This is a genomic window from Streptomyces roseolilacinus, from assembly GCF_014649335.1.
GTDB lineage: Bacteria > Actinomycetota > Actinomycetes > Streptomycetales > Streptomycetaceae > Streptomyces > Streptomyces roseolilacinus.
In genome coordinates, this window is record NZ_BMSV01000010.1 from 227,809 (window position 1) to 254,754 (window position 26,946).

Here is a 26,946-nt window from a genome sequence, read left to right on the forward strand (position 1 = left end):
TACGCAGTGAGCAGCAACAACGGTGACGTCCGGCTCTGGGGCGGCCGGTTCGCCGACGGCCCGGCCGAGGCGCTGGCGAAACTCTCCGCGTCCGTCCACTTCGACTGGCGGCTCGCCCCGTACGACATCGCCGGGTCCCGCGCCCACGCACGGGTGCTGCACCGGGCGGGGCTCCTCACCGAGGACGAGCTGACCCGCATGCTGGCCGGGCTCGACCTGCTGGAGCGGGACGTCGCGTCCGGCGCCTTCGTCGGCACCGTCGCGGACGAGGACGTCCACACCGCCCTGGAGCGCGGCCTGCTGGAGCGGCTCGGCCCCGAGCTGGGCGGCAAGCTGCGCGCCGGCCGGTCGCGCAACGACCAGGTGGCCACGTTGTTCCGGATGTACCTGCGCGACCACGCCCGGATCATCGGCGGCCTCCTCGCGGACCTGCAGGACGCCCTCGTCGGCCTCGCGCAGGCGCACCCGGACGTCGCGATGCCGGGCCGCACGCACCTCCAGCACGCCCAGCCGGTGCTCTTCGCCCACCACGTCCTCGCGCACGTGCAGGCCCTGTCGCGGGACGCGGAGCGGCTGCGCCAGTGGGACAAGCGCACGGCCGTCTCGCCGTACGGCTCCGGCGCGCTCGCCGGGTCCTCCCTCGGGCTCGACCCGGAGGCCGTCGCCCGGGACCTGGGCTTCGAGAACGGCAGCGTGGGCAACTCGATCGACGGCACCGCGTCGCGGGACTTCGCCGCGGAGTTCGCGTTCATCACGGCGATGATCGGGGTGAACCTGTCGCGGATCGCGGAGGAGGTCATCATCTGGAACACGAAGGAGTTCTCCTTCGTCACCCTCCACGACGCCTTCTCGACCGGCTCGTCGATCATGCCGCAGAAGAAGAACCCGGACATCGCGGAGCTGGCGCGCGGCAAGTCGGGCCGCCTCATCGGCAACCTGACCGGCCTGCTGGCCACGCTGAAGGCGCTGCCCCTCGCCTACAACCGGGACCTCCAGGAGGACAAGGAGCCGGTCTTCGACTCCTGCGACCAGCTGGAGGTGCTGCTGCCGGCGTTCACCGGGATGATGGCCACCCTCACGGTGAACCGGGAGCGCATGGAGGAGCTGGCCCCGGCCGGGTTCTCGCTCGCGACGGACATCGCGGAGTGGCTGGTCAGGCAGGGCGTGCCGTTCCGGGTGGCGCACGAGGTCGCGGGCGAGTGCGTGAAGGTCGCCGAGTCGGAGGGCAAGGAGCTGGACGGCCTCACGGACGAGCAGTTCGCGAAGATCTCCGAGCACCTGACGCCCGAGGTCCGCACGGTCCTCGACGTCCCCGGCGCGCTGGCCTCCCGCAGCGGCCGCGGCGGCACGGCCCCCTCGGCGGTGGCGACCCAGCTGGCCGAGCTGAAGGCCGACCTGGTCATCCAGCACGCCTGGGCGGACGCCGGGAGGAAGTGACCCCCGGGGCCCTCGGCGCCCCTCGACCCGCCCGCGGCCAGGACCGCGTCCCCCGAAGGCCCCGCGAGGGGCCTTCGGTGCGTTCCGGGCGCGCGGCGGGCGGGCGTGGCGCCCCGACCTCTCAGCGGTGATCTCATCATTTTTCATATGAGACGTTTTTGTCTCACCGGGGTTATGGTTGTCTCATGAGTGTGGATCGTGACCAGGTACTGCGCGCCGCCGCCGCGCTGCTCTCGCGCAAGTCGACCGCCACCATGGACGAGGTCGCCCGGGCCGCCGGGATCGGACGGGCGACGCTGCACCGGCACTTCGCCGGACGGGAGGCGCTGGTCAGAGCGCTGGAGGAGCGGGGGATCCAGGAGATCGAGGCGGCCCTCGACGCCGCCCGGCTCGACGACGGCACCGCCGAGGAGGCCCTGCGGCGGCTGATCGCCGGGGTGGAGCCGGCCGCCGGACTGCTGTCGTTCCTCGTCACCGAGAACCAGCTCTTCGAGGGCGAGGTCAACGAAGGCTGGTCCCGGCTGGACGCCCGCGTCTCTGCGCTGTTCCGGCGCGGCCAGGAACGGGGCGAGTTCCGGTTCGACCTGACCCCCGCCTGGCTGACGGAGGCGCTCTACGGCCTCGTCGGCAGCTGCGCCTGGGCCGTCCAGGACGGACGGGTCGCCGGCAAGGACTTCCAGTACATGATCGTCGAGTTGCTGCTCGGCGGAGCGCGCAGGAGCGTGGAGAAGTGACCCGAACCGAACAGCGGAGCGGGGAAGCGGAGTCCGTACGGCGCCCGGGCCGCTGGCTGGCGCTCACCGTCCTCGTCCTCGCCGTCCTGCTCGTCGCGGTGGACGCCACCGTCCTCGGCCTGGCCACGCCCTACCTGAGCGAGGACCTCAAGCCGTCCGGCACCCAGCTCCTGTGGATCGGCGACGTCTACTCCTTCGTCATCGCCGGGCTCCTCGTCTCCATGGGCAGCCTCGGCGACCGCATCGGCCGCAAGAAGCTGCTGCTCACCGGCGCGACCGCGTTCGGCGCGGTCTCCGTGCTCAACGCCTACGCCACCACCCCCGAGCTGATGATCGCGGCCCGGGCGCTGCTCGGCGTCGCGGGCGCGACGCTCATGCCGTCCACGCTCGCGCTCATCCGCAACCTCTTCCACGACCCGCGCGAGCGGAGCCTCGCCATCGGCATCTGGGGCGCCATGGCCTCTGCCGGCGCCGCCGTGGGGCCGGTCGTCGGCGGCTTCCTGCTGGAGCACTTCTGGTGGGGCTCGGTCTTCCTGATCAACCTCCCCGTGATGGCCGTCCTCGTCCTCGTCGGCATCCGCCTCATCCCCGAGTCGAAGAACCCGGCCCCCGGACCGTGGGACCTGCCCAGCGTCGCCACGTCCCTGGTCGGCGTGATCGGCGTCGTCTACGCGATCAAGGAGGCCGCCGCGCACGGCGCCCGCGCGGACGTGTTCGCGGCCGCCGCCGTCGGCGCCGCCGCGCTGGTCTGGTTCGTCCGCCGCCAGCTCCGGCTGCCGGCGCCGCTGCTCGACATGCGGCTGTTCCAGCACCGGGGCTTCTCCGGCGCGGTCCTCGCCGACCTGCTGACCATCCTGGGCCTGGCCGGGCTCATCTTCTTCCTGTCCCAGTTCCTCCAACTGGTGCAGGGGCGCAGTCCGCTGGAGGCCGGGCTCGCCGAACTGCCCGCCGCGCTCGGCGCGGTCGGCGCCGGACTGGTCGCGGGCGTCGCCGCCCGCCGCTTCTCCGTGCGGTCCGTCGTGGCCGGCGGCCTCGCGGCGATCGGCCTCGCCCTGGCGGCGCTGACCGTGCTCGACCGCACCACCGGGTACCCGCTGCTGGGCGGGTCCCTGCTGGTCGTGGGCCTCGGCGCCGGCCTGGCCTTCACGGTGACCGCCGACGTCATCCTGTCCAGCGTCCCCAAGGAGCAGGCGGGCGCCGCGTCCGCCGTCTCGGAGACGGCGTACGAGCTGGGCGCCGCGCTCGGCATCGCCCTGCTGGGCTCCGTCGTGACCGGCGTCTACCGGGACTTCGCCACGCCCCGGGGCGTGCCCGCCGAGACGGCGGCCGCCGCGCACGAGTCGCTCGGTGGCGCGGTCGAGGCGGCCACGACCCTGCCGGAACGTTCCGCCGAGGCCCTGGTGGGCGCCGCCCAGCACGCCTTCGTCGAGGGCCTGCGCATCGCGGCCGGCTGCGGCGCGGTCGTCCTGCTGGCCACGGCGGTGGCCGCCTGGGTCCTGCTGCGCGGCCAGCGCCTGGAGGAGGGCGCGGAACACCCGTGACGGCGCCCCGGTGACCCGACGGCCGAGGGCCCGCACCCCCACGGGGGTGCGGGCCCTCGGCGCGCGGCCGGCCGGCGCCCGCTCAGGCCGCCTTCGCCTTGGTGGCGTACATGTCCACGTACTCCTGCCCCGACAGCCGCATGACCTCCGCCATCACGGAGTCCGTCACCGCCCGCAGCACGTACCGGTCGCGGTCCATGCCCTCGTAGCGGGAGAACTCCATCGGCTCGCCGAAGCGCACCGTCACCCGGCCCGGCCGGGGCAGCCCCGCGCCGCCCGGCTGCAGCTTGTCCGTGCCGATCAGCGCGAACGGCACCACCGGCGCGCCCGTCATCAGCGTCAGCCGCGCGATGCCCGTGCGGCCCCGGTACAGCCGGCCGTCGGGGGAGCGCGTGCCCTCCGGGTAGATGCCGAAGACCCTGCCCTCCTCCAGCACCCGGCGGCCCGTGTGCAGCGCGGCCACGGCGGCGCCCGCGCCGTCCCGGTCCACCGGGACCATGCCGACGCCGGTGAAGAACCAGGCCATGAGACGGCCCTTCAGGCCCGTGCCGGTGACGTACTCGTCCTTGCCGATGAAGCACACCTGGCGGTCCACCACCAGCGGCAGGATCATGGAGTCGATGAAGGTGAGGTGGTTGCCCGCCAGGATGACCGGCCCGGTCCCGGGGATCCTCTCGACGCCCTCCACCCGTGGGCGGAACATCAGCCGCATGACCGGGCCGAGCACTGCCTTGATGAGCGCGAAGCGGGACAACGAGTCCTCCGGTGTCGTGGGCGGTCGCGGTCGCGGTCCCGTAGGGCCGGCGAAATCCGTGCAGGTGAGGACGATACTCGCCGGTCACGCTCCGTCGCACATCGGGCTCGCCGAGTCGGCGCGCGGCGTCGGCCCGTGTTCTCCGCGTGTTCGTCCGGGGTCTCCCGTACGTAACACCGGGGCGCCTACCATCGGCCGCGCCCGTCAGGCCGAGGAAACGTTCAGTGGAGGAGCCTTCATGACTCAGGGTGCGCGCAGGAGTCCCGCCCGCCGGACCGTACTGGGAGCGGCGGCGCTCACCACCGCGGCCGCCGCCGCGTCCGCAGCCGGCGCGGGGACCGCCGCCGCGGCCCCGGGCACCGGGACCGCGACGGGCGCGGAGGGGGCCCGGGGCGGCGCCCACCGGGGGCTGCCGGTCCCCGCGGTCATCGCCCACCGCGGCGCCAGCGGCTACCGCCCCGAGCACACCCTCGGCTCCTACCAGCTCGCCCTCGACATGGGCGCCCACGTCATCGAGCAGGACCTGGTGCCCACCCGCGACGGGCACCTGGTGTGCCGTCACGAGAACGACATCAGCGCCACCACGGACGTCGCCGACCACCCCGAGTTCGCCTCCCGCCGCACCACCAAGACGGTCGACGGCCAGGCGCTCACCGGCTGGTTCACCGAGGACTTCACGCTCGCCGAGCTGAAGACGCTGCGCGCCAAGGAGCGCATCCCCGGCACCCGCCCGCACAACACGCTGTACGACGGCCGCTGGACCGTCCCCAGCTTCGAGGAGGTGCTCCGCTGGGCCGAGAAGGAGGGCCGCCGCCGCGGGCACCCGGTGTGGCTGCACGTCGAGACCAAGCACCCCACGTACTTCCGCAAGCTCGGCCTCGGCCTGGAGGAGCGCCTCGCCCGGCTGCTCCGCCGCTACGGCCGCCACCGCGCCGACTCGCCCACGTTCCTGCAGTCCTTCGAGCCGACCAGCATGCAGCGCATGGCCCGGCTCGTCGCCACGCCGCGCGTCGTCCTGCTGTGGACGCCCGACGACCGCCCGTACGACTTCGTCGACGCCGGCGACCCGCGCACCGTCGCGGACCTGGTGACGCCGCGCGGCCTCGACTGGATCGCCTCGTACGCCCAGGGCATCGGCCCGCTCCTCGACCTGGTCATCCCCAAGGGCCCCGACGGCCGGCTCGGCGAGCCGACCACCCTCGTCCGCGACGCGCACGCGCGCGGCCTGGTCCTCCACCCGTACACGCTGCGCAACGAGAACACCTTCCTGCCCGCCGACTTCCGGCGCGGCACGGACCCCCACGCGTACGGTGACGTCTTCGGCGCGTACCGGGCGTACTTCGCCACCGGCATCGACGGCATCTTCACCGACCAGCCCGACACGGGCCTGCTCGCCGCCGCGGACCACCGCGGCCGCTGACACCACGCCCACCCCCGGCCGCCCGCCGGCCCCGCCGTCCGCCGGCGTCCCGCGGGGGCACGCAGGTCGTCACCCGCGTGCCCCCGCGGTCACTCCCTCGGGTGAATCCCCGCCCGTCCGGCAACCGCGCCCGCCCCGGGGCGAGTCGTGCCCGGCATGACGCCCCGTGAATCCGCCCCGCACGCGCCGGCCGTCCCCGAACCGTTCGGCGCGCTCGCCCCGCTCCTGGCCGCCGAGTCCGACGCCGAGGCCGCCGCGTCGGGCCTCGACTCCCGCGACCTCCAGCAGGCCGTCTGGCTGAGGCTCCTCGAACACCTCGACGGCCCCGGCGCCCCCGCCCGCCCCGCCGAGTGGCTGCGCCGTGCCGTGCGGGAGGAGGCCCGCCGCGCCCGCCGCACGGCCGTCCGGGAGCTGCCGTACGACGACGAGCCCGCCCCCGACGCCCGCTTCGGGTCCGCTCAGGCGCCCGCCCCGGAGTGGGCCGCCGTGCAGGCCGAACGCCGTCGCGCGCTGCGCGCCGCCGTCCGCCGCACCCCGGTCCGCTGCCAGCGGCTGCTGTCTGCGATGTTGGCGCCGAACGACCCCACGTACCGAGAAATCGCAGGGAAGTTGGGTATCTCACAGGGCAGTTTGGGGCCGATGCGTTCCCGGTGCCTGGGATGCTTGCGCAGAATGCTCACCGCAGGGGTTGCCGCCCCCACCCATCGGGGAAGGGTGCGGTAGACCGACAGGGCGTATCAGGTGAGCCGGAGGCATGCACACATGGGCATGAGCGTGACCATCTCAGCGGCAAGCGCACAGGATGCCGAACAGATCCTCAAGCTGCAGTACCTCTGCTACCAGGACGAGGCCGAGCTGTACGGCGACTACACGATCGAGCCGCTCACCCAGCCACTGGACGACCTGAAGGCCGAGCTGGAGCGCGGCCACGCCCTCGTCGCCCGCCTCGGCGACGAGATCGTCGCCTCCGTGCGCGGCGAGGCCGACGAGACGGGCACCGCCCGCATCGGCAGGCTCATCGTCCACCCCCGGCTGCGCGGCCACGGTCTCGGCGGCCGCCTCCTCGACGCCATCGAGGAGCACTTCGCCCGGGACGCGGAGGCCGCCGCCACGCGCTTCCGGCTGTTCACCGGCGACCGCAGCGAGGGCAACCTGCGCCTCTACCGCAGGAAGGGGTACGAGGCGGTGGCCACCGAGCGGGTCGGCCCCCGCCTCACCCTCGTCACGCTGGAGAAGGCCGCCTAGGCGGCCGGGGCGACCCGGCGGGCGCGGCGCAGCCACAGGATCCCGGTCACCGGCAGCAGGACCGGGATGAACACGTAGCCGTAGCCGAACTCCGACCAGACCGTGGTGTCGGGGAAGGCCGCCGGGTCGAGCACCGTCCACGTCCCGATGGTGAGCACGCCCACCAGCTCGGCGGCGCAGCACACCAGCGCCGCCCTGCGGGCCGTCTCGCCGCCGCGCACGAGCGTGTAGGTGATGAAGACGTACACGACCGCCGCCACGGCCGACAGGGAGTACGCCAGCGGCGCCCGGTCGAACTCGGTCGCGATCTGGTACGCGGAGCGCGACACCGCGCCGACCGACATCACCCCGTACAGCCACACCAGCAGCATGCCGGGTCCCTTGACCAGCCGATCGGCGGTCATCTCAGCCCTCCCACCAGATGTCGTGGAGGCGCACCTCCAGCACGGCCAGGACCACCGCCCCGGCCGCGACCGTCGCCGACCCCCACCGGCTCCGCTCGACCAGCGACATGAACCCCGCCGCCGGCAGCGCGAACAGCGCCCCCAGCAGGTACGCCACGAAGATCGCCGTGCCCTCGTCCGCCTCGTCGCCCTGCGCGAGCCGCACCACCCCCACCACCAGCTGGGCCAGGGCGAGCACGGTCACCACGGCCATGCCGGCGAAGTGCCAGTCCTTCGTCGGCTGGTCCCGGTACGCGGCGAAACCGCACCACGCGGCGAGGGCCAGCGCGGCGAGGGACACCGTGAGCGTCAGGGCGTTGAGCATGCGCCGAGACTATTACGGACGAAAACCCCCGCTGCCGCCGCCCCCGCCCCCCACGTGGTCTTGACCACAGCGGCCCCCGCGCCGCCCCCGGCCGCCCCTCCGCCCGCACCCCGTGTCGCCCCCGCGTTCCCGCAGGCCAGCCCGGTGCGGACGGTAGGAGGCGGCACGCCGGGCCGGTGTGCTCCCGTCCACGTATCGCCCCCCGCCCGTCCGCTATGCGGACACCTCCGCTCGCCCCCGGACCCCGTCTGCTTTACTGGGCGCCATGACCACGACGAGCACCCGCACCCTTGCGACCGAGGCGATCACGACGCCCGGTGCTCGTTGTACGTGTCGAATGCGCGCCTTCTAGAGGGCCCCTGACGAGCCTCGCGCCCCGAAGCGAGACCCGACGGCAGAGCAGTCGGCCGCGTCCGCGTGTACGAACGAACCCCGGACCGCGTGCCCGCCCCGCGCACACGCCTCCCCACGGCAGCCGTGCCGCGCGACGCAATGACGAATGCCCCGTGCCCGGCGGACACCGCGCCGTGCACTCGACAGTGACGGATAACCCTGTGATCACCACCAAGGGCCTGACCAAGGTCTACGAGTCGCGCGGCCGCCAGGTCACCGCTCTGGACGGCGTCGACCTGCACGTCCGCGAAGGCGAGGTGTTCGGCGTCATCGGCCAGAGCGGCGCCGGCAAGTCCTCCCTCATCCGCTGCGTCAACCTCCTGGAGCGCCCCACCTCCGGCACCGTGACGGTCGACGGCACCGACCTCACCGCCCTGGCCGGACGCGGCCGGCGCGCGGGCCGGGACCTGCGCCGCGCCCGCAGCCGCATCGGCATGGTCTTCCAGCACTTCAACCTGCTGTCCTCGCGGACCGTCCAGGACAACGTCGAACTGCCCCTGGAGATCCTCGGCGTATCCGGCGCCGAGCGCGCCCGCCGCGCCCTCGAACTCCTCGACCTCGTCGGCCTCGCCGACAAGGCCAAGGCGTACCCCGGCCAGCTCTCCGGCGGCCAGAAGCAGCGCGTCGGCATCGCCCGCGCCCTGGCCGGCGAGCCCAGGGTGCTCCTCTCCGACGAGGCCACCAGCGCCCTCGACCCGGAGACCACCCGCTCCATCCTCCAGCTGCTGCGCGACCTGAACCGGCAGCTCGGCCTGACCGTCCTCCTCATCACCCACGAGATGGACGTCGTGAAGACCGTCTGCGACTCCGCCGCGCTGATGAGGAGCGGCCGCGTCGTCGAGTCCGGCACCGTCGCCGAACTCCTCGCCACCCCCGGCTCCGAACTCGCCGGCGAGCTGTTCCCGGTCAGCGGCCAGGCCACCGGCCCGGACCGCACGGTCGTCGACGTGACCTTCCACGGCGAGGCCGCGACCCAGCCGGTCATCTCCCAGCTGGCCCGCACCTACAACATCGACATATCGATCCTCGGTGCCGCGATGGACAGCGTCGGGGGGAAGCAGATCGGCCGCATGCGCATCGAACTCCCCGGCCGCTACGAGGAGAACGTCGTCCCCGTCGGCTTCCTGCGCGAACAGGGCCTCCAGGTCGCCGTCGTCGACCCCGCCGCCACGAACACCGCCACGACCGCCGCCCCGACCACCGTCCCGACCCCCGGCACCGCCTCGCCGTCGCCGCTCGCCAAGGAGGCCGCCAAGTGACCTGGCCGGAGATGCAGCCCCTGCTCACCCAGGGCACCATCGACACCCTCTACATGGTCCTGTGGGCCACCGTCGTCTCCGTGCTCGGCGGCCTGCCCCTCGGCCTCCTCCTCGTCCTCACCGACAAGGGCGGACTGCTGCAGAACACGGCCGTCAACAAGGTCGTCGGCGTCATCGTGAACATCGGCCGCTCGCTGCCGTTCATCATCCTGCTGATCGCGCTGATCCCGTTCACCAAGCTCGTCGTCGGCACCTTCATCGGCCCGACCGCGATGATCGTCCCCCTCGCCATCGGCGCCATCCCCTTCTTCGCGCGCCTCGTCGAGACCGCCGTCCGCGAGGTCGACCACGGCCTCGTCGAAGCCGTCCAGTCCATGGGCGGCTCCATCCCCACGATCATCCGCAAGGTGCTCCTGCCGCAGGCCCTGCCGTCCCTGGTCTCCGCCGTCACCACCACCGTGATCGTCCTCATCGGCTACTCGGCCATGGCCGGCGCGGTCGGCGGCGAGGGCCTCGGCTCCAAGGCCATCACCTACGGCTACCAGCGGTTCGACACCACGTTCATGCTCGTCACCGTGGCGATCCTGATCGTCGTCGTCTCCGTCGTCCAGCTCCTCGGCGACGGCGTCGTACGGCTCCTCGCCCGCCGCGGCCGCACCGCGTCCTGACCGGCGCCCCACCAGACTTCGCGCGACCCTCACGGCTCGCCACCGAAGAACGAGCCCGCACTCCTTGTCCGGGCGTCCCCGTACACCAGAAAGAGGCACTCTTCGTGCGCAACCAGATCAAGACCCTCGCCGCCTTCACCGGCATCACCGCCCTCGCCGTCGGCCTCACCGCCTGCGGCACCGCCTCCGACCCGGCCGCCTCCGGCTCCGGTGACGACGCGTCCAAGCCGCTCGTCGTCGCCGCGTCCCCGACGCCGCACGCCGACATCCTCACGTACGTCAAGGACAACCTCGCCGAGAAGGCCGGCCTCAAGCTGGAGGTCAAGGAGTTCACCGACTACGTCCTGCCCAACACCGCCACGCAGGACGGCCAGGTCGACGCCAACTACTTCCAGCACAAGCCGTACCTGGACGACTTCAACAAGAAGAACAAGACCACCATCGTCCCCGTGGTCGACGTCCACCTGGAGCCGCTCGGCCTCTACTCCCAGAAGCTGAAGTCGCTCAAGGACGTCAAGCCCGGCCAGACCGTCGCCGTCCCCAACGACACCACCAACGAGGGCCGCGCCCTCAAGCTCCTCGCCGACAACGGCCTGATCGCCCTCAAGCCGGGGGTCGGCGCCGACGCCAAGCTCTCCGACATCACCGACAAGAAGGGCCTGGAGTTCAAGGAGCTGGAGGCCGCCACCGTCCCGCGCGCCCTGAGCGACGTCGACGCCGCCGTCATCAACGGCAACTACGCCATCGAGGCCAAGCTCACCCCCGCGAAGGACGCCCTCGCCCTGGAGAAGTCCGAGGGCAACCCGTACGCCAACTTCCTCGCCGTCAAGGACGGCAACGAGGACGACCCGCGCGTGAGGAAGCTCGCCGAGCTGCTCAACTCGCCCGAGGTCAAGAAGTACATCGAGGACACCTACAAGGGCTCCGTGGTGCCCGCCTTCGGCGCCGCGAAGTAACGACGGCCCCGCCCAGGGCCCCGCGCACCACCCGGTGCGCGGGGCCCTTGCCGTCCCACCCTGCGCGGCGACCTGCTCATGCTGCATGCTGGGCGTTCACGGCCCTTCACCAACAGTCCCCGGCCAACGGCATGGAGTTGCGCATGACCACCACCTTTCCGGACGTCTCCATCAGCACGGAACGGTTGGTGCTGCGCCCCTACGACGACACGGACATCCCCGCCCACACGGAGATGATGAACGACGAACTCGTCGTCGCCTGGACCTCCGCGCCCCACCCCTACACCACCGCCCACGCCGAGGAGTGGGTCCACCGGGCCGCCCCCGCCGAGCGCACCAGCGGCCGCGGACTCGCCCTGGCCGTCACCGAGTTCCTCACCCAGCGCCTCGTCGGCACCGTCCACCTCCGCCACACCGACTGGCGCACCCGCTCCACCGAGATCGCCTACATCACCGCCTCCTGGGCCCGCGGCGAGGGCTACGCCACCGAATCCGTCCTCGCCGTCGCCCGCTGGCTCTTCCGCGAGCAGCGCTTCGAACGCCTCGAACTGCGCACCGCCGCCGGCAACACCGCCTCCCAGCAGGTCGCCCAGAAGATCGGCTGCCTCAGCGAGGGCGTCCTGCGCAGCGCCTGGATAGCCCGCGCCCAGGCGGAGGACGGGACCTGGGCCGAGACCCGGACCGACCTGATCGTCTGGAGCCTGCTTCCCGAGGACCTGGAAGGCGCCGACGGCCCCTACGCCCGCACCGGCCACCCCTCGTACCCCGACTGGAACTGACCCCGCCGTCCGCCGGGGCGCCCCGCTTCCCGGTACGCTCACGGCAGCCCCGACCTGCACCGACACCCCAGGGAGACAGACGAAGATGGCCGACCGGGTCACGGTGATCGGATGGGACGGCTCCCCCCTCACCGCCGCCGCGCGGTCCGCCCTCTCGGCCGCCACCCTCGTCGCCGGGGCCGCCCACCACCTCGCGCTCCCGGAGGTCCCCCCGCGGGCCGAGCGGATCCGCCTCGGCAGCGTCGACCTCGCCGCCCGCCGCATCGCCGGACACCGCGGCACGGCCGTCGTCCTCGCCGACGGCGACCCCGGCTTCTTCGGCGTCGTCCGCACCCTGCGCGACCCCCGGCACGGCCTGGAGGTCGAGGTCGTCCCCGCCGTCTCCTCCGTCGCCGCCGCCTTCGCCCGCGCCGGCATGCCCTGGGACGACGCCCGCGTCGTCGTCGCCCACACCCGCACGCTGCGCCGCGCCGTGAACGTCTGCCGCGCCCACCCCAAGGTCGCCGTCCTCACCTCCCCGGGCGCCGGCCCCGCCGAACTCGCCCTCATGCTCGACGGGGTCCACCGCACCTTCGTCATCTGCGAGGCCCTCGGCACCGAACGCGAACAGGTCACCGTCCTCACCTCCGACAAGGCCGCCGACCTCGGCTGGCGCGACCCCAACGTCGTCCTGTCCATCGGCGGCTCCGTCCCCGCCCCCGCCGCGGGCGGTTGGCTCATGGGCCCCGACCCCGGCCCGGTACGCGGCTGGGGCCTGAGCCCCGGGGCGTACGACGAGCCCGCCCCCGCCGCGCCGCGCACCGGCGAGGCGCCCGTCCTGCGCGCCGCCCAGCTCGCCCGCCTCGGCCCCCGCGTCGGCGACCTCGTCTGGGACGTCGGCACCGGTTCCGGCGCCTTCGCCGCCGAGGCCGCCCGGTTCGGCGCCGCCGTCATCGCCGTCGACCTCGACCCGGACGCCTGCGGTCGCGCCGAGGCCGCCGCCCGCCGCTTCGGCGTCCAGCTCCAGGCCGTCGCCGGCCGCGCCCCCCACGTCCTGGAACGCCTCCCCGAACCCGATGTCGTACGCGTCGGCGGCGGGGGAGCGGAGGTCGTCGCCGCCTGCGCCGACCGCCGCCCCGAGCGGATCGTCACGCACGCCGGCACCCGCGACGAGGCCGAGGCCGCCGGCGCGGCCCTCGCCGCCGGCGGCTACACCGTCGAATGCGTCCTCCTGCAGTCCGTCGACCTCGACCCCGCCGCCTGGTCCGAACGCGACCGCTCGGTGGCCTTCCTCATCACCGGACGCAGACCCGCCCCGTGATCCCCTCGCTACGGAAGGCCAGGTAGGCTGGCCGACCGTTCCACCACAGCCGGGTATGTCGGCGTTTTGTTCGTCAACACCCGTCAGGAGGCGTCCCCCCTCGGGGGTGCCGCGTGGGGGAACACCACAGGGGGGACGCGCGACGTGGCGCAGTCCACAGCCGCCCGTGGCGGAAGCCACTGCCACGGGGCGCGAACGCGGCGAGAATGCTGGATGTCCGCTCGCCGTTCGTGCCGCGCGGCGCGCACGCTCGTTGTCGATGGCGGGCGGAAGTCTGAAGGAGCACAACCGATGGGCGAGGGGTACGCATGACTGACACCGGCCAGGTCCCGGGCGAGGGACAGCCCGAGAACGCAGGCATGGTGGAGCAGCCGGGCATGCCCGCCCCGGACGCGTACACCTTCCTCGACCCCTCCGGCACAGGCGCCGACGACGACGATCTGCTCCTGATGCCGGGCGCCCAGGGCGCCTGGACGGAGCCGCAGTCCGGTGTCGCCCCGGCCCCGCCCGTCACCGTGCCGACGCCGCAGGCGCCGGCCGCCGAGCACGGCGCGTACGACCCGCTCGCCCCCCAGGAAGGTACCGCCCCCGTGTACGAGCCGGCCCACCACGAGCCCGGCGCCCACGAGACGGGCGGCCAGGACCTCGGGACCGACGGCCACGGCGCCGTGTACGCCCCGCAGCACGCCCAGGCCCCCGCGCAGGTGCCGCAGCAGGCCCCGCGGCGGCCCCTGCACATGGGCCCGCCCATGCCCGACACGGGCGGTGTCGTCCGTTCGCTCGCCGACCGCGGCCCCGCCCCCGTGCCGGCCGCCCCCGCGCCGGCCGTCCAGGGCCCGCCGACCCTCGGCACCGAGTACCTGGACGTGCCCGGCTCGGCGGCGCAGGGCGCGCAGCCGTGGGCGCAGCAGCCCGCCGCCGCGGAGGCGACGGGCGGGTCCGTCCCGGCGGAGGGCGCGGCCCCGGCGGCCCCGCACCCCGCCCCGGCGCAGCCCTCGGTCCCGTCCCCCCGCCACGGCGCGCCGCAGCCGCAGCCCCACGTCCCGGCGCAGGCCACCCCCGCCCACGGCGTCCCGGTAGCCCAGCCGGCGCCCGCCCAGGTCCCCGCCGAGCAGGCGACGGCCGCCCCGGAGCCGGTACCGGCCCAGGTCCCCGGGGCGCCCGCCCCGTCCCCGGAGCAGGTGCCCGCGCACGGCGTCCCGGCCCAGGAGGCGGCCGCCCCCGCCCAGGACGCCGCACCGGTGTGGCCCGCCGACGCGCCCGCCCCCGAGGCGGCCCCGGCCGCCGCCCACCCGGCGACCGCCGAGCCGGTCGCCGCACCGGCACCCACGGCGCAGGCCCCGGCCGAGCCCGCCACCCCTGCCGTACCGGCTGAGCCTGCCGTACCGGCCGAGCCCGCCGAGCCTGCGGTACCGGCTGAGCCCGCCGTACCGGCCGAGCCCGCCGAGCCTGCGGTACCGGCTGAGCCTGCCGTACCGGCCGAGCCCGCCGAGCCTGCGGTACCGGCCGAGCCCGCCACGCCGGCCGAGCCTGCGGTACCCGCCGAGCCCGCCGCACCGGCCGAGCCCCAGGCGGCGGAGGCCGCGCCCACCGCGGCGGCGGCGCCCGAGCCGGTGGCCGCCGACCCCTCCGCCACCCCGGAGGCCGCGCCCACCGCGGCGGCCCCCGCAGAGCCGGCCGCGCAGCTGCCCGCCGAGCAGGTGGCCGCCGCTCCGCCCGCCCCGGAGCCGGCCGCCGCGCCCGTGACCGAGGCGGCGCCCGCCGCTCCCGCGGCTCCCGACGACACGGCTCCCCAGCTGCCCGCCGAACCGGCGCCCGCAGGCCCGGTGGCCGACGCGGCGCCCGCCCAGGCACCGGCCGAGGCCGCTCCGGAGGCGGCCCCGTCGGCGCAGGCTCCCGCCGCCGACGCGCCCGCCCAGGTCCCGGCCGCCGACGGCACGCCCGCCGCGGCCGCTCCCTCCGACACGGAGGCGCCCGCCGGGTCCGCGGCCGACGCGGCGTCCCCCGCGCCCGCCGAGGCACCGGCCGCCCAGGTACCGGCCGAGGCACCGGCCGAGCAGGCACCGGCCGAGCAGGTGCCGACCGCCGCCGGCGCGCCCGAGGAGGCGCCCGCCGAGCCGGTCGTCCCGGCCGGAGCGGAGCCCGCCCCGGCGGCCCCCGCCGGGGAAGCCCCCGCCGGACCCGTCGCCGAGGACGGCACGCCCGCCGGTACGCCGTCCACCGGTTCCGTCCCCGCCGAGCCGGTCCCCGCCGACGCGGCGCCCGCCCAGGCCCCCGCCGAAGGCGCGCCCGCCGACGCGGCCCCCGCCGCCGACGCGGCCGCCCCGGCCCCCCAGGCCGACGGGGCCCAGGAGGCCCCGGCCGCCGGCGCCGAGGCCCCGGCCGCCGAGGTCCAAGCCGTCGAGGCCCCGGCCGCCCCCGCCGGTCCCCCCGCCCCCGGCTACGCCGACGACGAGCGGGAGGCGATCCTGCGGGTCATGCGGGAGCGGCGGGACATCCGCCACGGCTTCCGCAGCGACCCCGTCCCGCACGAGGTCCTGCTGCGCGTCCTGGAGGCCGCCCACACGGCGCCCTCCGTGGGCCACTCCCAGCCGTGGGACTTCGTCGTCATCCGCTCCGCCGAGACGCGCCGCACGATGCACGAACTCGCCCAGCGCCAGCGCGAGGCGTACGCCAGGTCGCTGCCCAAGGGCCGGGCGAAGCAGTTCAAGGAACTGAAGATCGAGGCCATCCTCGACACCCCGGTGAACATCGTCGTCACCGCCGACCCGACCCGCGGCGGCCGCCACACCCTCGGCCGCCACACGCAGCCGCAGATGGCCCCGTACTCCTCCGCGCTCGCGGTGGAGAACCTGTGGCTCGCCGCCCGCGCCGAGGGCCTCGGCGTCGGCTGGGTCAGCTTCTTCGACGAGCGCGAGATGGTCCGCGCCCTCGGCCTGCCCGAGCACCTCGAAGTCGTCGCCTACCTGTGCGTCGGCTACGTCGACGAGTTCCCCGAGGAGCCGGAGCTGATGCAGGCGGGCTGGTCGAAGAGGCGCCCCCTGTCGTGGGTCGTCCACGAGGAGACGTACGGCCGCCGCGCCCTGCCCGGCGAGGAGCCGCACGACCTCCTCCAGGAGACCGTCGCCAACATCCGCCCGCTGGACGCCAAGGCGCTCGGCGAGGCGTGGGAGCGCCAGAAGCGCATGACGAAGCCGGCCGGCGCGCTCGGCATGCTGGAGATCATCTCCGCGCAGCTGTGCGGCCTGTCCCGGGCCTGCCCGCCGCCCATCCCCGAGCCCGCCGCGGTGGCGATCTTCGCCGGGGACCACGGGGTGCACGCCCAGGGCGTCACGGTCTGGCCGCAGGAGGTGACGGCGCAGATGGTCGCCAACTTCCTCGGCGGCGGCGCCGTCTGCAACGCCTTCGCCAACCAGGTCGGCGCCGAGGTCTGCGTCGTCGACGTCGGCGTCGCCGCCGAACTCCCCGCCACCCCGGGCCTGCTGCCCCGCAAGGTGCGCGCCGGCACGGCGGACTTCACCACCGGTCCCGCCCTCACCCGCGACGAGGTCCTCGCCGCGGTCGAGGTCGGCATCGAGACCGCCCGCGACCTCGTCGCCGCCGGCAACAAGGCGATCCTCACCGGCGAGATGGGCATCGCCAACACCACCGCGTCCGCCGCGCTGATCTCCGTCTACACGGGCGTCGACCCGGCCGAGGTCACCGGCCGCGGCACGGGCATCAACGACGAGATGCACGCCCGGAAGGTCGACGTCGTCCGCCGCGCCCTCGACCTCCACCAGCCGGACCCGGCCGACCCGATCGGCGTGCTGGGCGCGGTCGGCGGCCTGGAGCACGCCGCGATGGTCGGCTTCATCCTCGGCGGGGCGTCGCTGCGCACCCCGGTCGTCCTCGACGGCGTCAGCGCCGGCGCGGCCGCCCTGGTGGCCCGCGCCATCGCGCCGGAGTCGCTCGCCGCGTGCATCGCCGGCCACCGCAGCGCCGAGCCCGGCCACATGGCGGCGCTGGGCAAGCTGGGCCTGCGCCCGCTCGTCGACCTGGACCTCCGCCTCGGCGAGGGCACCGGCGCCCTGCTGGCCCTGCCGCTGGTCCAGAGCGCGGCCCGCGCCATGCACGAGGTGGCGACGTTCGACTCGGCGGGCGTCACCGAGAAGTAGCGGCCCCGCCGGGCGCCCGTGCCCGCACGTCCCCGCGGCCGGCCCGTCACCCCGACGGACCGGCCGCGGCGTGACGATCGCAACGCGCCCGGCCCCGAGTGCCGGTGTCCCCGCCCCGTATCGTGGTCGCCAGCGCACCCCCCGCCTCACCAGCCACTTCACCGTCGCAGTGGCCCCGCCCCGCACCATCCGCCGAGGAGACCACACCGCCATGGTCGAGAACGCCGAGCAGCCCGCCTACCCCGTCGGACTTCGCCTCTCCGGGCGCCGTGTCGTCGTCATCGGCGGCGGCCAGGTGGCCCAGCGCCGGCTCCCGGCGCTCATCGCCGCGGGCGCCGACGTCACCCTCGTCTCGCCGTCCGCCACGGCGTCGGTGGAGGCCATGGCCGAGACCGGCGAGATCCGCTGGGAACGCCGCCGGTACGAGGAGGGGGACCTCGCCGACGCCTGGTACGTGCTCGTCGCGACCACCGATCCGGAGGCCAACGCCCGCGCGTCCGCCGAGGCCGAGCGGACCAGGACCTGGTGCGTACGCTCCGACGACGCCGAGGCCGCCACCGCCTGGACCCCGGCGACCGGCAGGATCGAAGGCGTCACCGTCGCCGTCCTCACCGGCAACGACCCGCGCCGCTCGGCCGCCGTGCGCGACGCGATCGTCGAGGGCCTGCGCGACGGCACCCTCGCCGCGCCCCAGCACCGCTCCCGCGCCCCGTTCGTCGCCCTCGTCGGCGGCGGCCCGGGCGATCCGGACCTCATCACCGTGCGCGGCCGCCGGCTCCTCGCCGAGGCGGACGTGGTGATCGCCGACCGGCTGGGCCCGCGCGACCTGCTCGACGAACTGCCGCCGCACGTCGAGGTGATCGACGCGGCGAAGATCCCCTACGGCCGGTACATGGCCCAGGAGGCCATCAACGACGCGCTGATCGAGCACGCCCGGCGGGGCAGGTCCGTGGTCCGCCTCAAGGGCGGCGACCCGTTCGTGTTCGGCCGCGGCATGGAGGAGGCGCAGGCGCTGGCCGAGGCGGGCATCCCCTGCACCGTCGTCCCCGGCATCTCCAGCTCCATCTCCGTCCCCGGCGCCGCCGGCATCCCGGTCACCCACCGCGGTGTCGCCCACGAGTTCACCGTGGTCAGCGGCCACGTCGCCCCCGACGACCCGCGCTCCCTCGTCGACTGGGCGTCCCTGGCGAAGCTGCGCGGCACGCTCGTGATCCTCATGGGCGTGGACAAGATCGGCAAGATCGCGGAGGCGCTGGTCGCCCACGGCAAGGACCCGGCCACGCCCCTCGCCCTCGTCCAGGAGGGCACGACCGCGGCCCAGCGCCGCGTGGACGCGACGCTGGCCACGGTCGCGGAGAGGGTACGGGCCGAGGACGTCCGCCCGCCCGCCGTCATCGTGATCGGCCCCGTGGTCCGCGAGGCCCCGGACGGGCACCGGCGCTGACCCCCCCACCCGCACCTCCGACAAGGCGACAGCTCCCGTGGCAGAACTCCTCACCGTCAACGACCCCGACGACCCGCGCCTGCACGACTACACGGGCCTCACCGACGTGGAGCTGCGCCGCCGCCGCGAACCGGAGGAGGGCCTGTTCATCGCCGAGGGCGAGAAGGTCATCCGCCGCGCCCTCCACGCCGGGTACGGGATGCGGTCGATGCTGCTCTCCGCGAAGTGGGTCGACGCCATGCGGGACGTCATCGACGGCGTCCCCGCACCGGTGTACGTGGTGGAGCCGGACCTCGCCGAGCGGGTCACCGGCTACCACGTCCACCGCGGCGCGCTGGCCTCCATGCGCCGCGAGCCGCTGCCCGCGGCCCGGGACCTGCTCGCGACGGCCCGCCGGGTGGCCGTCATGGAGTCCGTCAACGACCACACCAACATCGGCGCCATCTTCCGCAGCGCCGCAGCCCTCGGCATGGACGCGGTCCTGCTGTCCCCGGACTGCGCCGACCCGCTGTACCGGCGCTCGGTGAAGGTGTCGATGGGCGCGGTCTTCTCCGTCCCGTACGCCCGCCTCGACAGCTGGCCGCACGACCTGGGGGCGGTGCGGGAGGCGGGCTTCCGGCTGCTGGCGCTGACGCCCGACGCGACGGCGACCGCCCTCGACGAGGAGGCCCCGCACCGTCTGGAGCGGGTGGCGCTGATGCTGGGCGCCGAGGGCGAGGGGCTGTCGGCGCGGGCCCTGCGCGCGGCCGACGCGCGGGTGCGCATCCCGATGTCGCACGGCGTCGACTCGCTGAACGTGGGCGCCGCGGCGGCCGTCGCGTTCTACGCCGTGACGGCGGGCCGCCCTCAGCCCTGAAGGGCCTGCGCCCCGGCGATGCCGAGCAGCACGATCAGCGTCACCACGACGAACACGAACAGCCGCTGACGCAGCAGCCGCGGGTTGGCGGGCCGCCGCAGGCCCGACGAGGTCCCCGGCCCCGTGCCCGTCCCGGTCCGGCGCGGCCCGGTGCGCGGACCGGGCCGGACGCCCGGCTGCGAGGGGTGCCGCCGGCCCCGTGCCCCGCCGCCCCTGGACGGCACCGGCTGCGCGCCGCGGGGCCGCGGCGCGGGGGTGCGCTGCGCCCGCCCCTGCGTGGTCCGCTCGGTGTACCGCTCCGTGGGCCGCGGCGGCGGATGACCGGCCCGCCGCCCGCCCGTGGCCCGGTCGGCGCGCTCCAGCCGCTCCGCCCGGTCCGGGCGCGGCACGACGGGCCGCGCCTCCGCCAGCGGGGCCACCATGCCCAGCCCCTGCGCCTCCCGCGCGGCGATCTCCTTCAGCCGCAGCGACAGCTGCAGCGTGCTCGGCCGCTCCTCGGGCTCCTTCGCCAGGCACGCCCGCACCAGCGGGGCCAGCGCGTCGGGGACGCCCTGCAGCTGGGGCTCCTCGTGGACGACGCGGTACAGCATCACCTCGGAGCTGCCGTGCCCGAACGGCGAGTCGCCCATCGCCGCGTACGCCAGGGTCGCGCCGAGCGCGAAGACGTCCGTCGCGGGCGTGACGGCCGCGCCCCGCACCTGCTCGGGCGCGAGGAAGCCGGGGGAGCCCACCGCCGTGCCGACGTGGGTGAGGGTGGACGCGCCGGTCGCCCAGGCGATGCCGAAGTCGATGATCCGCGGCCCCTTCGGGGACAGCAGGATGTTGGACGGCTTCAGGTCCCGGTGCACGACGCCCGCCTCGTGGACGGCGACCAGGCCCTCCGACAGCGCGGCGCCGATCGCGGCGACGTCGGCCGCGGGCAGCGGCCCCTCCTCGGCGATCTTGTCGTGGAGCGAGGGCCCCGGTACGTACTGCGTGGCGAACCAGGGGCGCTCGGCCTCCAGGTCGGCCGCCACGAGCCGGGCCGTGCAGCCGCCGCGGATCCGCCGCGCGGCGGACACCTCGCGCGCGAAGCGCGACCTGAACTCCTGGTCCTCGGCGAGATCCGGCCGGATCACCTTCAGCGCCACCCGCTGCCCGCGCCGGTCGGAACCGAGGTAGACCACCCCCATCCCGCCCGCGCCGAGCCGCCGGTGCAGCCTGAACGAGCCGACGACACGCGGGTCCTCGCGCCGGAGCCGCATCATCGCCATGTCCGTCCCCTACCTGCCGTGGGGAGCTCCCCACCCCGCCGTCGCGGTCCTTCTGACGCCGCCCAGCTTACGTACCCGGGCCCGGGTGCGCTCATAGGCCGCGCCCTCACACCACGATCGATTCTCGGCCGCGGGACCGGAAGATGAGCCCGTCTCAGGTGCCGCCGGAGGCAGGGCGGCGGGCCCGACGGTCAATCAAGATCCTTTGTGGGCAAGGGCGTTGGCGCGGGGGACCGGTCCGCCCCGCCGGGGCCGGCCGGCCCCCGCCGGCCGGTGCCGCGGGGGAGGGGGGCGGGCCCGTACGGACGCGGGGCGGGCACGTGAGCGATGTCACCCGGGCGCCGCGCGCCCCCCTGACGCCACCCGCTCCCGCGGCCCCCCCCCTCCGGGAAGACCCGTAGGACGGAGCGGCCGTCTCCAACCAGGGGAGTACGCCACCGGGCGGGGCCTCCTCCTGGAGGAGGCCCGTCAATCGGTACGCGGGCATGACGCCCGGGCTGCCCCGTTTCCCTAGGGTTGGTGTCGAGCGGCGGGTGCAGCACTCGTCCCCCGAGGTCCGACACCCGCCGCCGCAGACAGAGGGGAGAGGAGCCATGGCGGACACGGCACCGCGGACGATGGTCCGTACGCAGGGACGGAAGGCGGTCTTCGCCCCGTCCGGCGGCCACCCGTCGGGCCGGCGCCACCCGCTGGTGGCGACGGCGATGGTCCTCCCCCTGGCCACGCTCCTGGTCGTCGCGTTCGGCGGCTGGGAGGCGGTGATGACACAGGCGTCGTCCGTGGGCGTGATGCTGGGGCGCTGAGCGGGCGCCCCGGGCCCGGGAGAGCGGCCCGGGCCGGCGACATCCGGCCAACCCCGTGGGGACGGGGGTGCGGCGGACGGCAGTGGCGGTCGGTCAGCTGGGGAGCTGGCCGGCCGCCACTTCTTTCGTGCCCGGAACCCGTGGTACCCGCCCCGCCTCACGCACGGACGAAGCCCCGGCGCACACGCGAGGAGCCCCCGTCCGCGCTGGGCGGACGGGGGCTCCTGTCGGTGGACGATACTGGGATTGAACCAGTGACCTCTTCCGTGTCAGGGAAGCGCTCTCCCGCTGAGCTAATCGTCCTCGGGACCACGGAGTCCTCACACAACGTGCGGAACCGCGGGCACTGCGTGCGCGATACTGGGATTGAACCAGTGACCTCTTCCGTGTCAGGGAAGCGCTCTCCCGCTGAGCTAATCGCGCGGGAAACCACTGCTACCAGCGGTTTCAGTGGACGATACTGGGATTGAACCAGTGACCTCTTCCGTGTCAGGGAAGCGCTCTCCCGCTGAGCTAATCGTCCTTGGAGGTGGAGACGGGATTTGAACCCGTGTAGACGGCTTTGCAGGCCGTTGCCTCGCCTCTCGGCCACTCCACCAGGAGTGCGGGGGGTCGGGAAGATCCCCCACTTTCGAGCGGACGACGAGATTCGAACTCGCGACCCTCACCTTGGCAAGGTGATGCTCTACCAACTGAGCCACGTCCGCCTGTCTTTTCCGTTCCGCTTGCGCGTCCCGGCGACGTGTTGAACTCTAGCGGATTCCCGGGCCAGTACAAAAACGCGTTTCCGCAGCGTGCTGCGCCGCCACCCGCCGCGACCCGCCGCCGCGACCCCGGCGGCCCCCGCGCCGACCTGGGACCATGCCCGCCCGGACGGCCCCGGCGCGCCCCCGTCCTACACTCGCATCCGTGCACGACCTCGCTCCTCTGGCCCGCTTCGGCGGCCTCCTCGCCACCGACCTGCGGGACGTCACCAGCGACCCGGAGGCCCTCGAGTCCTCCGGCTTCTGGGCCGTCGCCGCCGACTTCGAAGGCCGTCTCACCTGCGCCCGCTTCGGTGACGTCCGCCCCGACCCGGTGCCCGCCCCCGTGCCGGGCCGCTGGCGCGGGCCCGCCGTCGGGGACTGGACGTCGTCGCTCGACCGCGACGCGTACGTCGCGGGCGTGCGCCGCATCCGCGAGCACATCGCGGCCGGCGAGGTCTACCAGGCCAACCTCTGCCGCGTCCTGTCCGCGCCCCTGCCGGCGGGCACCGCCGCCACCGCCGACGTGGACGCCCTCACCGCGCTCCTGGCCCGCGGCAACCCCGCCCCCTATGCGGGAACGATTCGCCTGCCCGCGCACGGCGTGGAGATAGCCACCGCCTCCCCCGAGCTGTACCTGCGCCGCGACGGCCGCACCGTCGAGTCCGGCCCCATCAAGGGCACCGGCAGGACCGCGCAGGACCTGCTGGAGAAGGACCACGCCGAGAACGTGATGATCGTCGACCTGGTCCGCAACGACCTCGGCCGCGTCTGCGCCACCGGCACCGTCAGCGTCCCGAGGCTCTGCGCGGTCGAGCCCCACCCGGGCCTCGTCCACCTCGTCTCCACCGTCCGCGGCGAGCTGGCCCCCGCCCAGGGCTGGCCGGGCCTGCTGGCCGCCACCTTCCCGCCCGGCTCCGTCACCGGCGCCCCCAAGTCCAGTGCCCTGCGGATCATCGAGGCGCTGGAGACGGCACCCCGCGGCCCGTACTGCGGCGGCGTCGGCTGGGTCGACGCCGACCGCCGCACCGGCGAGCTGGCCGTCGGCATCCGCACCTTCTGGATCGACCGGCGCGAGCGCGGGGGCGTCCTGCGGTTCGGCACCGGCGCGGGCATCACCTGGGGATCCGACCCCGAGGGGGAGTGGCGGGAGACCGAACTGAAGGCGGCGCGGCTCCTCGCGGTAGCGTCGGGCGCGCACGAGGCGAGCGGAAGGACCATCTGACGATGAAGCTGTGGGTCAACGGCGAACTGCGGGACGCGGACGCCGCGACGATCTCCGTCCTGGACCACGGCCTGACCGTGGGGGACGGCGTCTTCGAGACGCTCAAGACGGTCCGCGGCCGGCCGTTCGCCCTCGACCTCCACCTGGACCGGCTCGTCCGCTCCGCGCGCGGCCTCGGCCTGCCCGACCCGGACCTGGACGAGGTGCGCCGCGCCTGCGCCGCCGTGGTGGAGGCCAACCCGGTGGAGCTCGGCCGGCTCCGCGTCACGTACACCGGCGGGCTGTCCCCGCTCGGCTCCGACCGGGGCGACGCCGGCCCGAGCCTCGTCGTCGCCCTCGGCGAGGTCGCGCCCCGGCCCGACACCACGGCCGTCGTCACCGTCCCCTGGACCCGCAACGAGCGCGGCGCCCTCACCGGCCTCAAGACCACCTCGTACGCGGAGAACGTCGTCGCCCTGGCCCACGCCCACCGGCAGGGCGCGTCGGAGGCGCTGTTCGCCAACACCGCCGGCCGGCTCTGCGAGGGCACCGGATCCAACGTCTTCGTCGTCCTCGACGGCCGGATCCACACCCCGCCGCTCGCCTCGGGCTGCCTCGCGGGCATCACCCGCCACCTGGTCATCGAGTGGACCGGCGCCCAGGAGACGGACCTCCCCCTGGACGTGCTGCGCACCGCCGACGAGATCTTCCTGACCTCCACGCTCCGCGACGTCCAGGCCGTCCACCGCGTCGACGACCGCGAGCCGGCGTCCGCGCCCGGCCCGGTCACGGCCAAGGCGATGCGCGTCTTCGCGGAGCGGGCCGCCCTGCTGTGACCCGGTGATGGCCCGGGGCGCGTGGTGGGTAGGAGACCGGCGATGACCACCACCCTGCGGCCGACCGGGCCGCTCCAGCAGGCCGACGACGGCACCCTGTCGCGCTCCTACGAGGTGTGCGTCAACAGCCGCCCCGTGGGCGTCGTCCGGGTCGGCACGCTCCGCGCGCGCGGCCGCCCCCTCGGCACGATCAGCGACCTGCGCGTCGACGAGGCGGACCGCGGCCGCGGCCGGGGCACCGTCGCCGCGCTCGCCGCCGAGGAGGTGCTGCGGGGCTGGCGCTGCGACCGGATACGGGTCTCCGTGCCCGCCGGCGCCCCCACCGCCCTGCGCCTCGCCACGGCCCTCGGGTACACCGAGAACGGCCACGTCCTGGTCAAGGACCTCGGCTCCGCCGAGCCGGCCCCGCCGCCCCCGGCCGGGCTGGAGGTCCGCCCCATGACGGAGGCGGAGTCCGCCCGCTGGATCGCCGCCGACCCGGGCCGCGCCGCGCTGCTCCCCGACGGCCCGGCCACCGCGGGCACCCACCTCCACGTCGCCGTACGGGACGGGGTGCGGATCGGCCACCTGTGGACGGGCCGGCGCGACCTGCCGGCGGGGGAGCGGGTGCCGTACGTGTGGGAGATCGAGGTCGTCGAGGGCGAGCGCCGCAGGGGCCACGGCCGGGCGCTGATGCACTTCGCCGAGGGCCTCGTACGCGCCGGGGGCGGCGACCGCCTCGCCCTCCGCGTGGACCCCGCCAACACCGCGGCCCGCTCCCTGTACGCGTCGCTCGGCTACCGGCTGCTGTCCTCGGACTACGAAAAGGCCCTGTACTGAACGGGGCCGGACCGCGCGGCCCGGCCCCGGCGGCGGGTCAGCGCCCGGCCAGCAGGCGGTCGACGATCTCCTCGACGCGGGCGCGCAGGCCCTCCTGGCTCTTGCCGCCGTCCAGGCGCTCGCCGCCGATCACGTACGTGGGCGTGCCGGTGACGCCGATGGCCTTGCCCTCGGCCTGGTCGGCGTCGACCGCCAGCAGGTGCCGCCCGTCGACGAGCGCCGTGTCGAACTCCTCGTCGTCCAGGCCCAGGCCGCGCGCGACCTCCAGCAGGAACGCCTCGCCCTTCGCGTCCAGCTCCTCCACGCGCGCCAGGACCTCCTCCGCGTACGGCCAGCCCTTGCCCTGGGCCAGGGCCTCCTCGGCGGCCTGTGCGGCGGCGTAGGCGTGCGGGTGCTTCTCCAGCGGGAAGTGGCGCAGCCGCACCTCCAGCCGGTCGCCGTAGTGGTCCCGCAGGGCCCGCAGGTCCTCCAGCGCGGTCCGGCAGTCGGGGCACTGCAGCTCGCACCAGACGTCCAGGACGACGGGTGGGGTGGTGGGGTCGGTGGTGGAGTCGTTCATGGGGCCAGTCTCCCAGCCCGGTCACCGCCGCCCCAACCGGGACGGCCGCCGCCGCGACCGGGACCTGAGGAGGAGACCGCCCCGGAGATCTCCCGGAGACGGCCCGCCGCGCCGCCGGAGCCGTGGCCACCGCACGTCCGGTCGATGCAGGATGGGAGGGACGACACCCCCAGGGCTGGAGGACCGGATGCTTGCCGAGACGATCTGTTCCGCGGCGGCCGCGGCGGGGTTGGGCATCGCGGCGCTCACGGCGTACCGCAGGCGGTTCCTCGCCGCGGCCCGCGTCGCGGCCTACGCGCTGGTCCCCCTCGGCCTGGTGCTGACCGGCGCCGTCGAGTGGCTGGCCGGCACGGCGTTCAGCCCCGTGGCGTGGACCGGGTTCGGGCTGCTCGGGGCGTCGTGGCTGGTGTTCGCCGGCACGCGGGCCGTCGAGCGGCGCCGGGGCGGGGGGCGCGGCACGCGCCGGGAGCGCCGGACGGTGGGGGCACGGCAGCCGGACGCGGTGGCGCCGCCGGCCGCGCGGCCGGCGCCGGCCGCGGGGGAGGGGCGTACGGGCAGCAGCGCGCCCGCCGACGACTTCAGCGACATCGAGGCCATCCTGAAGAAGCACGGCATCTGACCGCCGCTCACCCCCACGGGGGACGGCGAAGGGTGGCGCGAAGGGTGGCGGTGGGCGGCGGAGCGGTGGCGGTCGGTCGAACTATGCGGTGAACTGCCCCTGTTTGCCGGTCCTGTTGGGTGAAGGGCGGCACACCGGCTGCGCCATGATCTGCCCCGAGATGCTCGATACCTCGCGGGAGCAGAACCCCGCCCCCACCGAAGAACCGCGCGGCTGCCTGTTCGCGCTCTCCCAGCCACCGCTCATGATCTTCCTGGCGGTGATCGGCGTCCTCCTCCTGATGGCGTCGGTGCACGACCTCTTCCTGTTGTGAGCGGCTCCCCCTCCTCGGCCCGCTCCGCCTCCGGGCCGCTCCCGGCGGGCGCCGGGGGAGGAGCGTGCCCGGCGCCCCGCGCCCGC

General features: G+C 75.1%; 25 protein-coding genes and 5 tRNA genes. 20 read left to right on the forward strand and 10 right to left on the reverse strand.

The features are described 5' to 3' along the window. Positions 1-6: 6 nt before the first annotated feature. The 3 genes from argH (at position 7) to IE106_RS23730 (ending at position 3,712) form a co-directional block, all read left to right on the forward strand. Positions 7-1,437, forward strand: a complete 1,431-nt coding sequence (argH, locus tag IE106_RS23720) for an argininosuccinate lyase (RefSeq protein WP_189537211.1) — start codon at positions 7-9, stop codon at positions 1,435-1,437. A 185-nt stretch (positions 1,438-1,622) separates the two neighbouring features. Then, positions 1,623-2,171 carry a TetR/AcrR family transcriptional regulator gene (locus tag IE106_RS23725; RefSeq protein ID WP_189537212.1) on the forward strand — a complete coding sequence of 183 codons (549 nt, stop codon included), beginning with the start codon at positions 1,623-1,625 and terminating at the stop codon, positions 2,169-2,171. Continuing rightward, positions 2,168-3,712 (forward strand): MFS transporter, encoded by a 1,545-nt coding sequence (locus IE106_RS23730; RefSeq protein ID WP_189537213.1) that lies wholly within the window; start codon positions 2,168-2,170, stop codon positions 3,710-3,712. Before IE106_RS23725 ends, IE106_RS23730 begins: the two co-directional genes overlap by 4 nt. Positions 3,713-3,794: 82 nt before the next feature. On the opposite strand, the gene IE106_RS23735 is transcribed toward IE106_RS23730, so the two are convergent. Then, positions 3,795-4,424, reverse strand: coding sequence for a lysophospholipid acyltransferase family protein (locus IE106_RS23735; protein WP_189537267.1), 630 nt, complete (start codon positions 4,422-4,424; stop codon positions 3,795-3,797). A 280-nt stretch (positions 4,425-4,704) separates the two neighbouring features. Between IE106_RS23735 and IE106_RS23740 the strand changes: the two genes are divergently transcribed. The 3 genes from IE106_RS23740 to IE106_RS23750 all read left to right on the forward strand — a co-directional run bounded on the left by IE106_RS23740 (position 4,705) and on the right by IE106_RS23750 (position 7,131). Continuing rightward, complete coding sequence (locus IE106_RS23740; RefSeq protein WP_189537214.1) at positions 4,705-5,886, forward strand: glycerophosphodiester phosphodiesterase; 1,182 nt, start codon at positions 4,705-4,707, stop codon at positions 5,884-5,886. 156 nt (positions 5,887-6,042) lie between these two features. Beyond that, positions 6,043-6,609 carry a sigma-70 family RNA polymerase sigma factor gene (locus IE106_RS23745; RefSeq protein ID WP_189537215.1) on the forward strand — a complete coding sequence of 189 codons (567 nt, stop codon included), beginning with the start codon at positions 6,043-6,045 and terminating at the stop codon, positions 6,607-6,609. Between the two features lie 39 nt (positions 6,610-6,648). Next, positions 6,649-7,131, forward strand: a complete 483-nt coding sequence (locus tag IE106_RS23750) for a GNAT family N-acetyltransferase (RefSeq protein WP_189537216.1) — start codon at positions 6,649-6,651, stop codon at positions 7,129-7,131. Here IE106_RS23750 and IE106_RS23755 read toward each other — a convergent pair. Together IE106_RS23755 and IE106_RS23760 are read right to left on the reverse strand one after the other, a co-directional pair. Continuing rightward, complete coding sequence (locus IE106_RS23755) at positions 7,128-7,535, reverse strand: hypothetical protein (protein ID WP_189537217.1); 408 nt, start codon at positions 7,533-7,535, stop codon at positions 7,128-7,130. The genes IE106_RS23750 and IE106_RS23755 overlap by 4 nt on opposite strands. Position 7,536: 1 nt before the next feature. Further along, a complete protein-coding gene (locus tag IE106_RS23760) occupies positions 7,537-7,899 on the reverse strand; it encodes a hypothetical protein (RefSeq protein WP_189537218.1) in 363 nt (120 codons plus the stop codon). 554 nt (positions 7,900-8,453) lie between these two features. Here IE106_RS23760 and IE106_RS23765 point away from each other — a divergent pair. The 8 genes from IE106_RS23765 to IE106_RS23800 all read left to right on the forward strand — a co-directional run bounded on the left by IE106_RS23765 (position 8,454) and on the right by IE106_RS23800 (position 19,711). Then, positions 8,454-9,551, forward strand: a complete 1,098-nt coding sequence (locus IE106_RS23765) for a methionine ABC transporter ATP-binding protein (protein WP_189537219.1) — start codon at positions 8,454-8,456, stop codon at positions 9,549-9,551. Further along, positions 9,548-10,219: a methionine ABC transporter permease gene (locus IE106_RS23770; RefSeq protein ID WP_189537220.1), complete on the forward strand. Its 672-nt coding sequence runs from the start codon at positions 9,548-9,550 to the stop codon at positions 10,217-10,219. Before IE106_RS23765 ends, IE106_RS23770 begins: the two co-directional genes overlap by 4 nt. Positions 10,220-10,323: 104 nt before the next feature. After that, entirely contained in the window at positions 10,324-11,175 is an 852-nt protein-coding gene (locus IE106_RS23775) for a MetQ/NlpA family ABC transporter substrate-binding protein (RefSeq protein ID WP_189537221.1), read from the forward strand. Between the two features lie 143 nt (positions 11,176-11,318). Next, a complete protein-coding gene (locus IE106_RS23780) occupies positions 11,319-11,954 on the forward strand; it encodes a GNAT family N-acetyltransferase (protein WP_189537222.1) in 636 nt (211 codons plus the stop codon). 85 nt (positions 11,955-12,039) lie between these two features. Continuing rightward, positions 12,040-13,254 (forward strand): precorrin-6y C5,15-methyltransferase (decarboxylating) subunit CbiE, encoded by a 1,215-nt coding sequence (gene cbiE / locus IE106_RS23785; RefSeq protein ID WP_189537223.1) that lies wholly within the window; start codon positions 12,040-12,042, stop codon positions 13,252-13,254. 308 nt (positions 13,255-13,562) lie between these two features. Continuing rightward, complete coding sequence (gene cobT / locus IE106_RS23790; RefSeq protein WP_189537224.1) at positions 13,563-17,411, forward strand: nicotinate-nucleotide--dimethylbenzimidazole phosphoribosyltransferase; 3,849 nt, start codon at positions 13,563-13,565, stop codon at positions 17,409-17,411. Between the two features lie 211 nt (positions 17,412-17,622). Next, a complete protein-coding gene (cobA, locus tag IE106_RS23795; protein ID WP_189537225.1) occupies positions 17,623-18,855 on the forward strand; it encodes a uroporphyrinogen-III C-methyltransferase in 1,233 nt (410 codons plus the stop codon). Between the two features lie 37 nt (positions 18,856-18,892). Further along, complete coding sequence (locus tag IE106_RS23800) at positions 18,893-19,711, forward strand: TrmH family RNA methyltransferase (protein WP_189537226.1); 819 nt, start codon at positions 18,893-18,895, stop codon at positions 19,709-19,711. Here IE106_RS23800 and IE106_RS23805 read toward each other — a convergent pair. Further along, a complete protein-coding gene (locus tag IE106_RS23805; protein WP_189537227.1) occupies positions 19,702-20,964 on the reverse strand; it encodes a serine/threonine-protein kinase in 1,263 nt (420 codons plus the stop codon). The two genes, IE106_RS23800 and IE106_RS23805, sit on opposite strands and share 10 nt — an antisense overlap. A 593-nt stretch (positions 20,965-21,557) precedes the next feature. On the opposite strand from IE106_RS23805, the gene IE106_RS23810 reads away from it, so the two are divergent. Next, positions 21,558-21,767, forward strand: coding sequence for a hypothetical protein (locus IE106_RS23810; RefSeq protein WP_189537228.1), 210 nt, complete (start codon positions 21,558-21,560; stop codon positions 21,765-21,767). 231 nt (positions 21,768-21,998) lie between these two features. On the opposite strand, the gene IE106_RS23815 is transcribed toward IE106_RS23810, so the two are convergent. The 5 genes from IE106_RS23815 to IE106_RS23835 all read right to left on the reverse strand — a co-directional run bounded on the left by IE106_RS23815 (position 21,999) and on the right by IE106_RS23835 (position 22,474). Next, positions 21,999-22,070 (reverse strand) — tRNA-Val (locus IE106_RS23815). A 48-nt stretch (positions 22,071-22,118) separates the two neighbouring features. Further along, positions 22,119-22,190, reverse strand: a tRNA-Val gene (locus tag IE106_RS23820). A gap of 28 nt (positions 22,191-22,218) precedes the next feature. After that, positions 22,219-22,290 (reverse strand) — tRNA-Val (locus IE106_RS23825). Position 22,291: 1 nt separating this feature from the next. After that, positions 22,292-22,365, reverse strand: a tRNA-Cys gene (locus tag IE106_RS23830). Positions 22,366-22,401: 36 nt separating this feature from the next. Next, a tRNA-Gly gene (locus IE106_RS23835) sits at positions 22,402-22,474 on the reverse strand. Positions 22,475-22,676: 202 nt separating this feature from the next. Here IE106_RS23835 and IE106_RS23840 point away from each other — a divergent pair. Genes IE106_RS23840 through IE106_RS23850 form a run of 3 tightly spaced genes read left to right on the forward strand, consistent with a single transcriptional unit; the run spans position 22,677 to position 25,369 of the window. Then, positions 22,677-23,735, forward strand: coding sequence for a chorismate-binding protein (locus IE106_RS23840; RefSeq protein WP_189537229.1), 1,059 nt, complete (start codon positions 22,677-22,679; stop codon positions 23,733-23,735). 2 nt (positions 23,736-23,737) lie between these two features. Next, complete coding sequence (locus IE106_RS23845) at positions 23,738-24,550, forward strand: aminotransferase class IV (RefSeq protein WP_189537230.1); 813 nt, start codon at positions 23,738-23,740, stop codon at positions 24,548-24,550. A 42-nt stretch (positions 24,551-24,592) separates the two neighbouring features. Continuing rightward, positions 24,593-25,369: a GNAT family N-acetyltransferase gene (locus IE106_RS23850; protein WP_189537231.1), complete on the forward strand. Its 777-nt coding sequence runs from the start codon at positions 24,593-24,595 to the stop codon at positions 25,367-25,369. Between the two features lie 37 nt (positions 25,370-25,406). Here IE106_RS23850 and IE106_RS23855 read toward each other — a convergent pair whose 3' ends face one another. Next, entirely contained in the window at positions 25,407-25,928 is a 522-nt protein-coding gene (locus IE106_RS23855; RefSeq protein WP_189537232.1) for a DsbA family protein, read from the reverse strand. Between the two features lie 187 nt (positions 25,929-26,115). On the opposite strand from IE106_RS23855, the gene IE106_RS23860 reads away from it, so the two are divergent. Then, positions 26,116-26,547: a hypothetical protein gene (locus tag IE106_RS23860; RefSeq protein ID WP_189537233.1), complete on the forward strand. Its 432-nt coding sequence runs from the start codon at positions 26,116-26,118 to the stop codon at positions 26,545-26,547. Between the two features lie 160 nt (positions 26,548-26,707). After that, on the forward strand, positions 26,708-26,860 hold the full coding sequence (locus IE106_RS23865) for a hypothetical protein (RefSeq protein ID WP_189537234.1): 153 nt from the start codon (positions 26,708-26,710) through the stop codon (positions 26,858-26,860). Positions 26,861-26,946 lie beyond the last annotated feature (86 nt).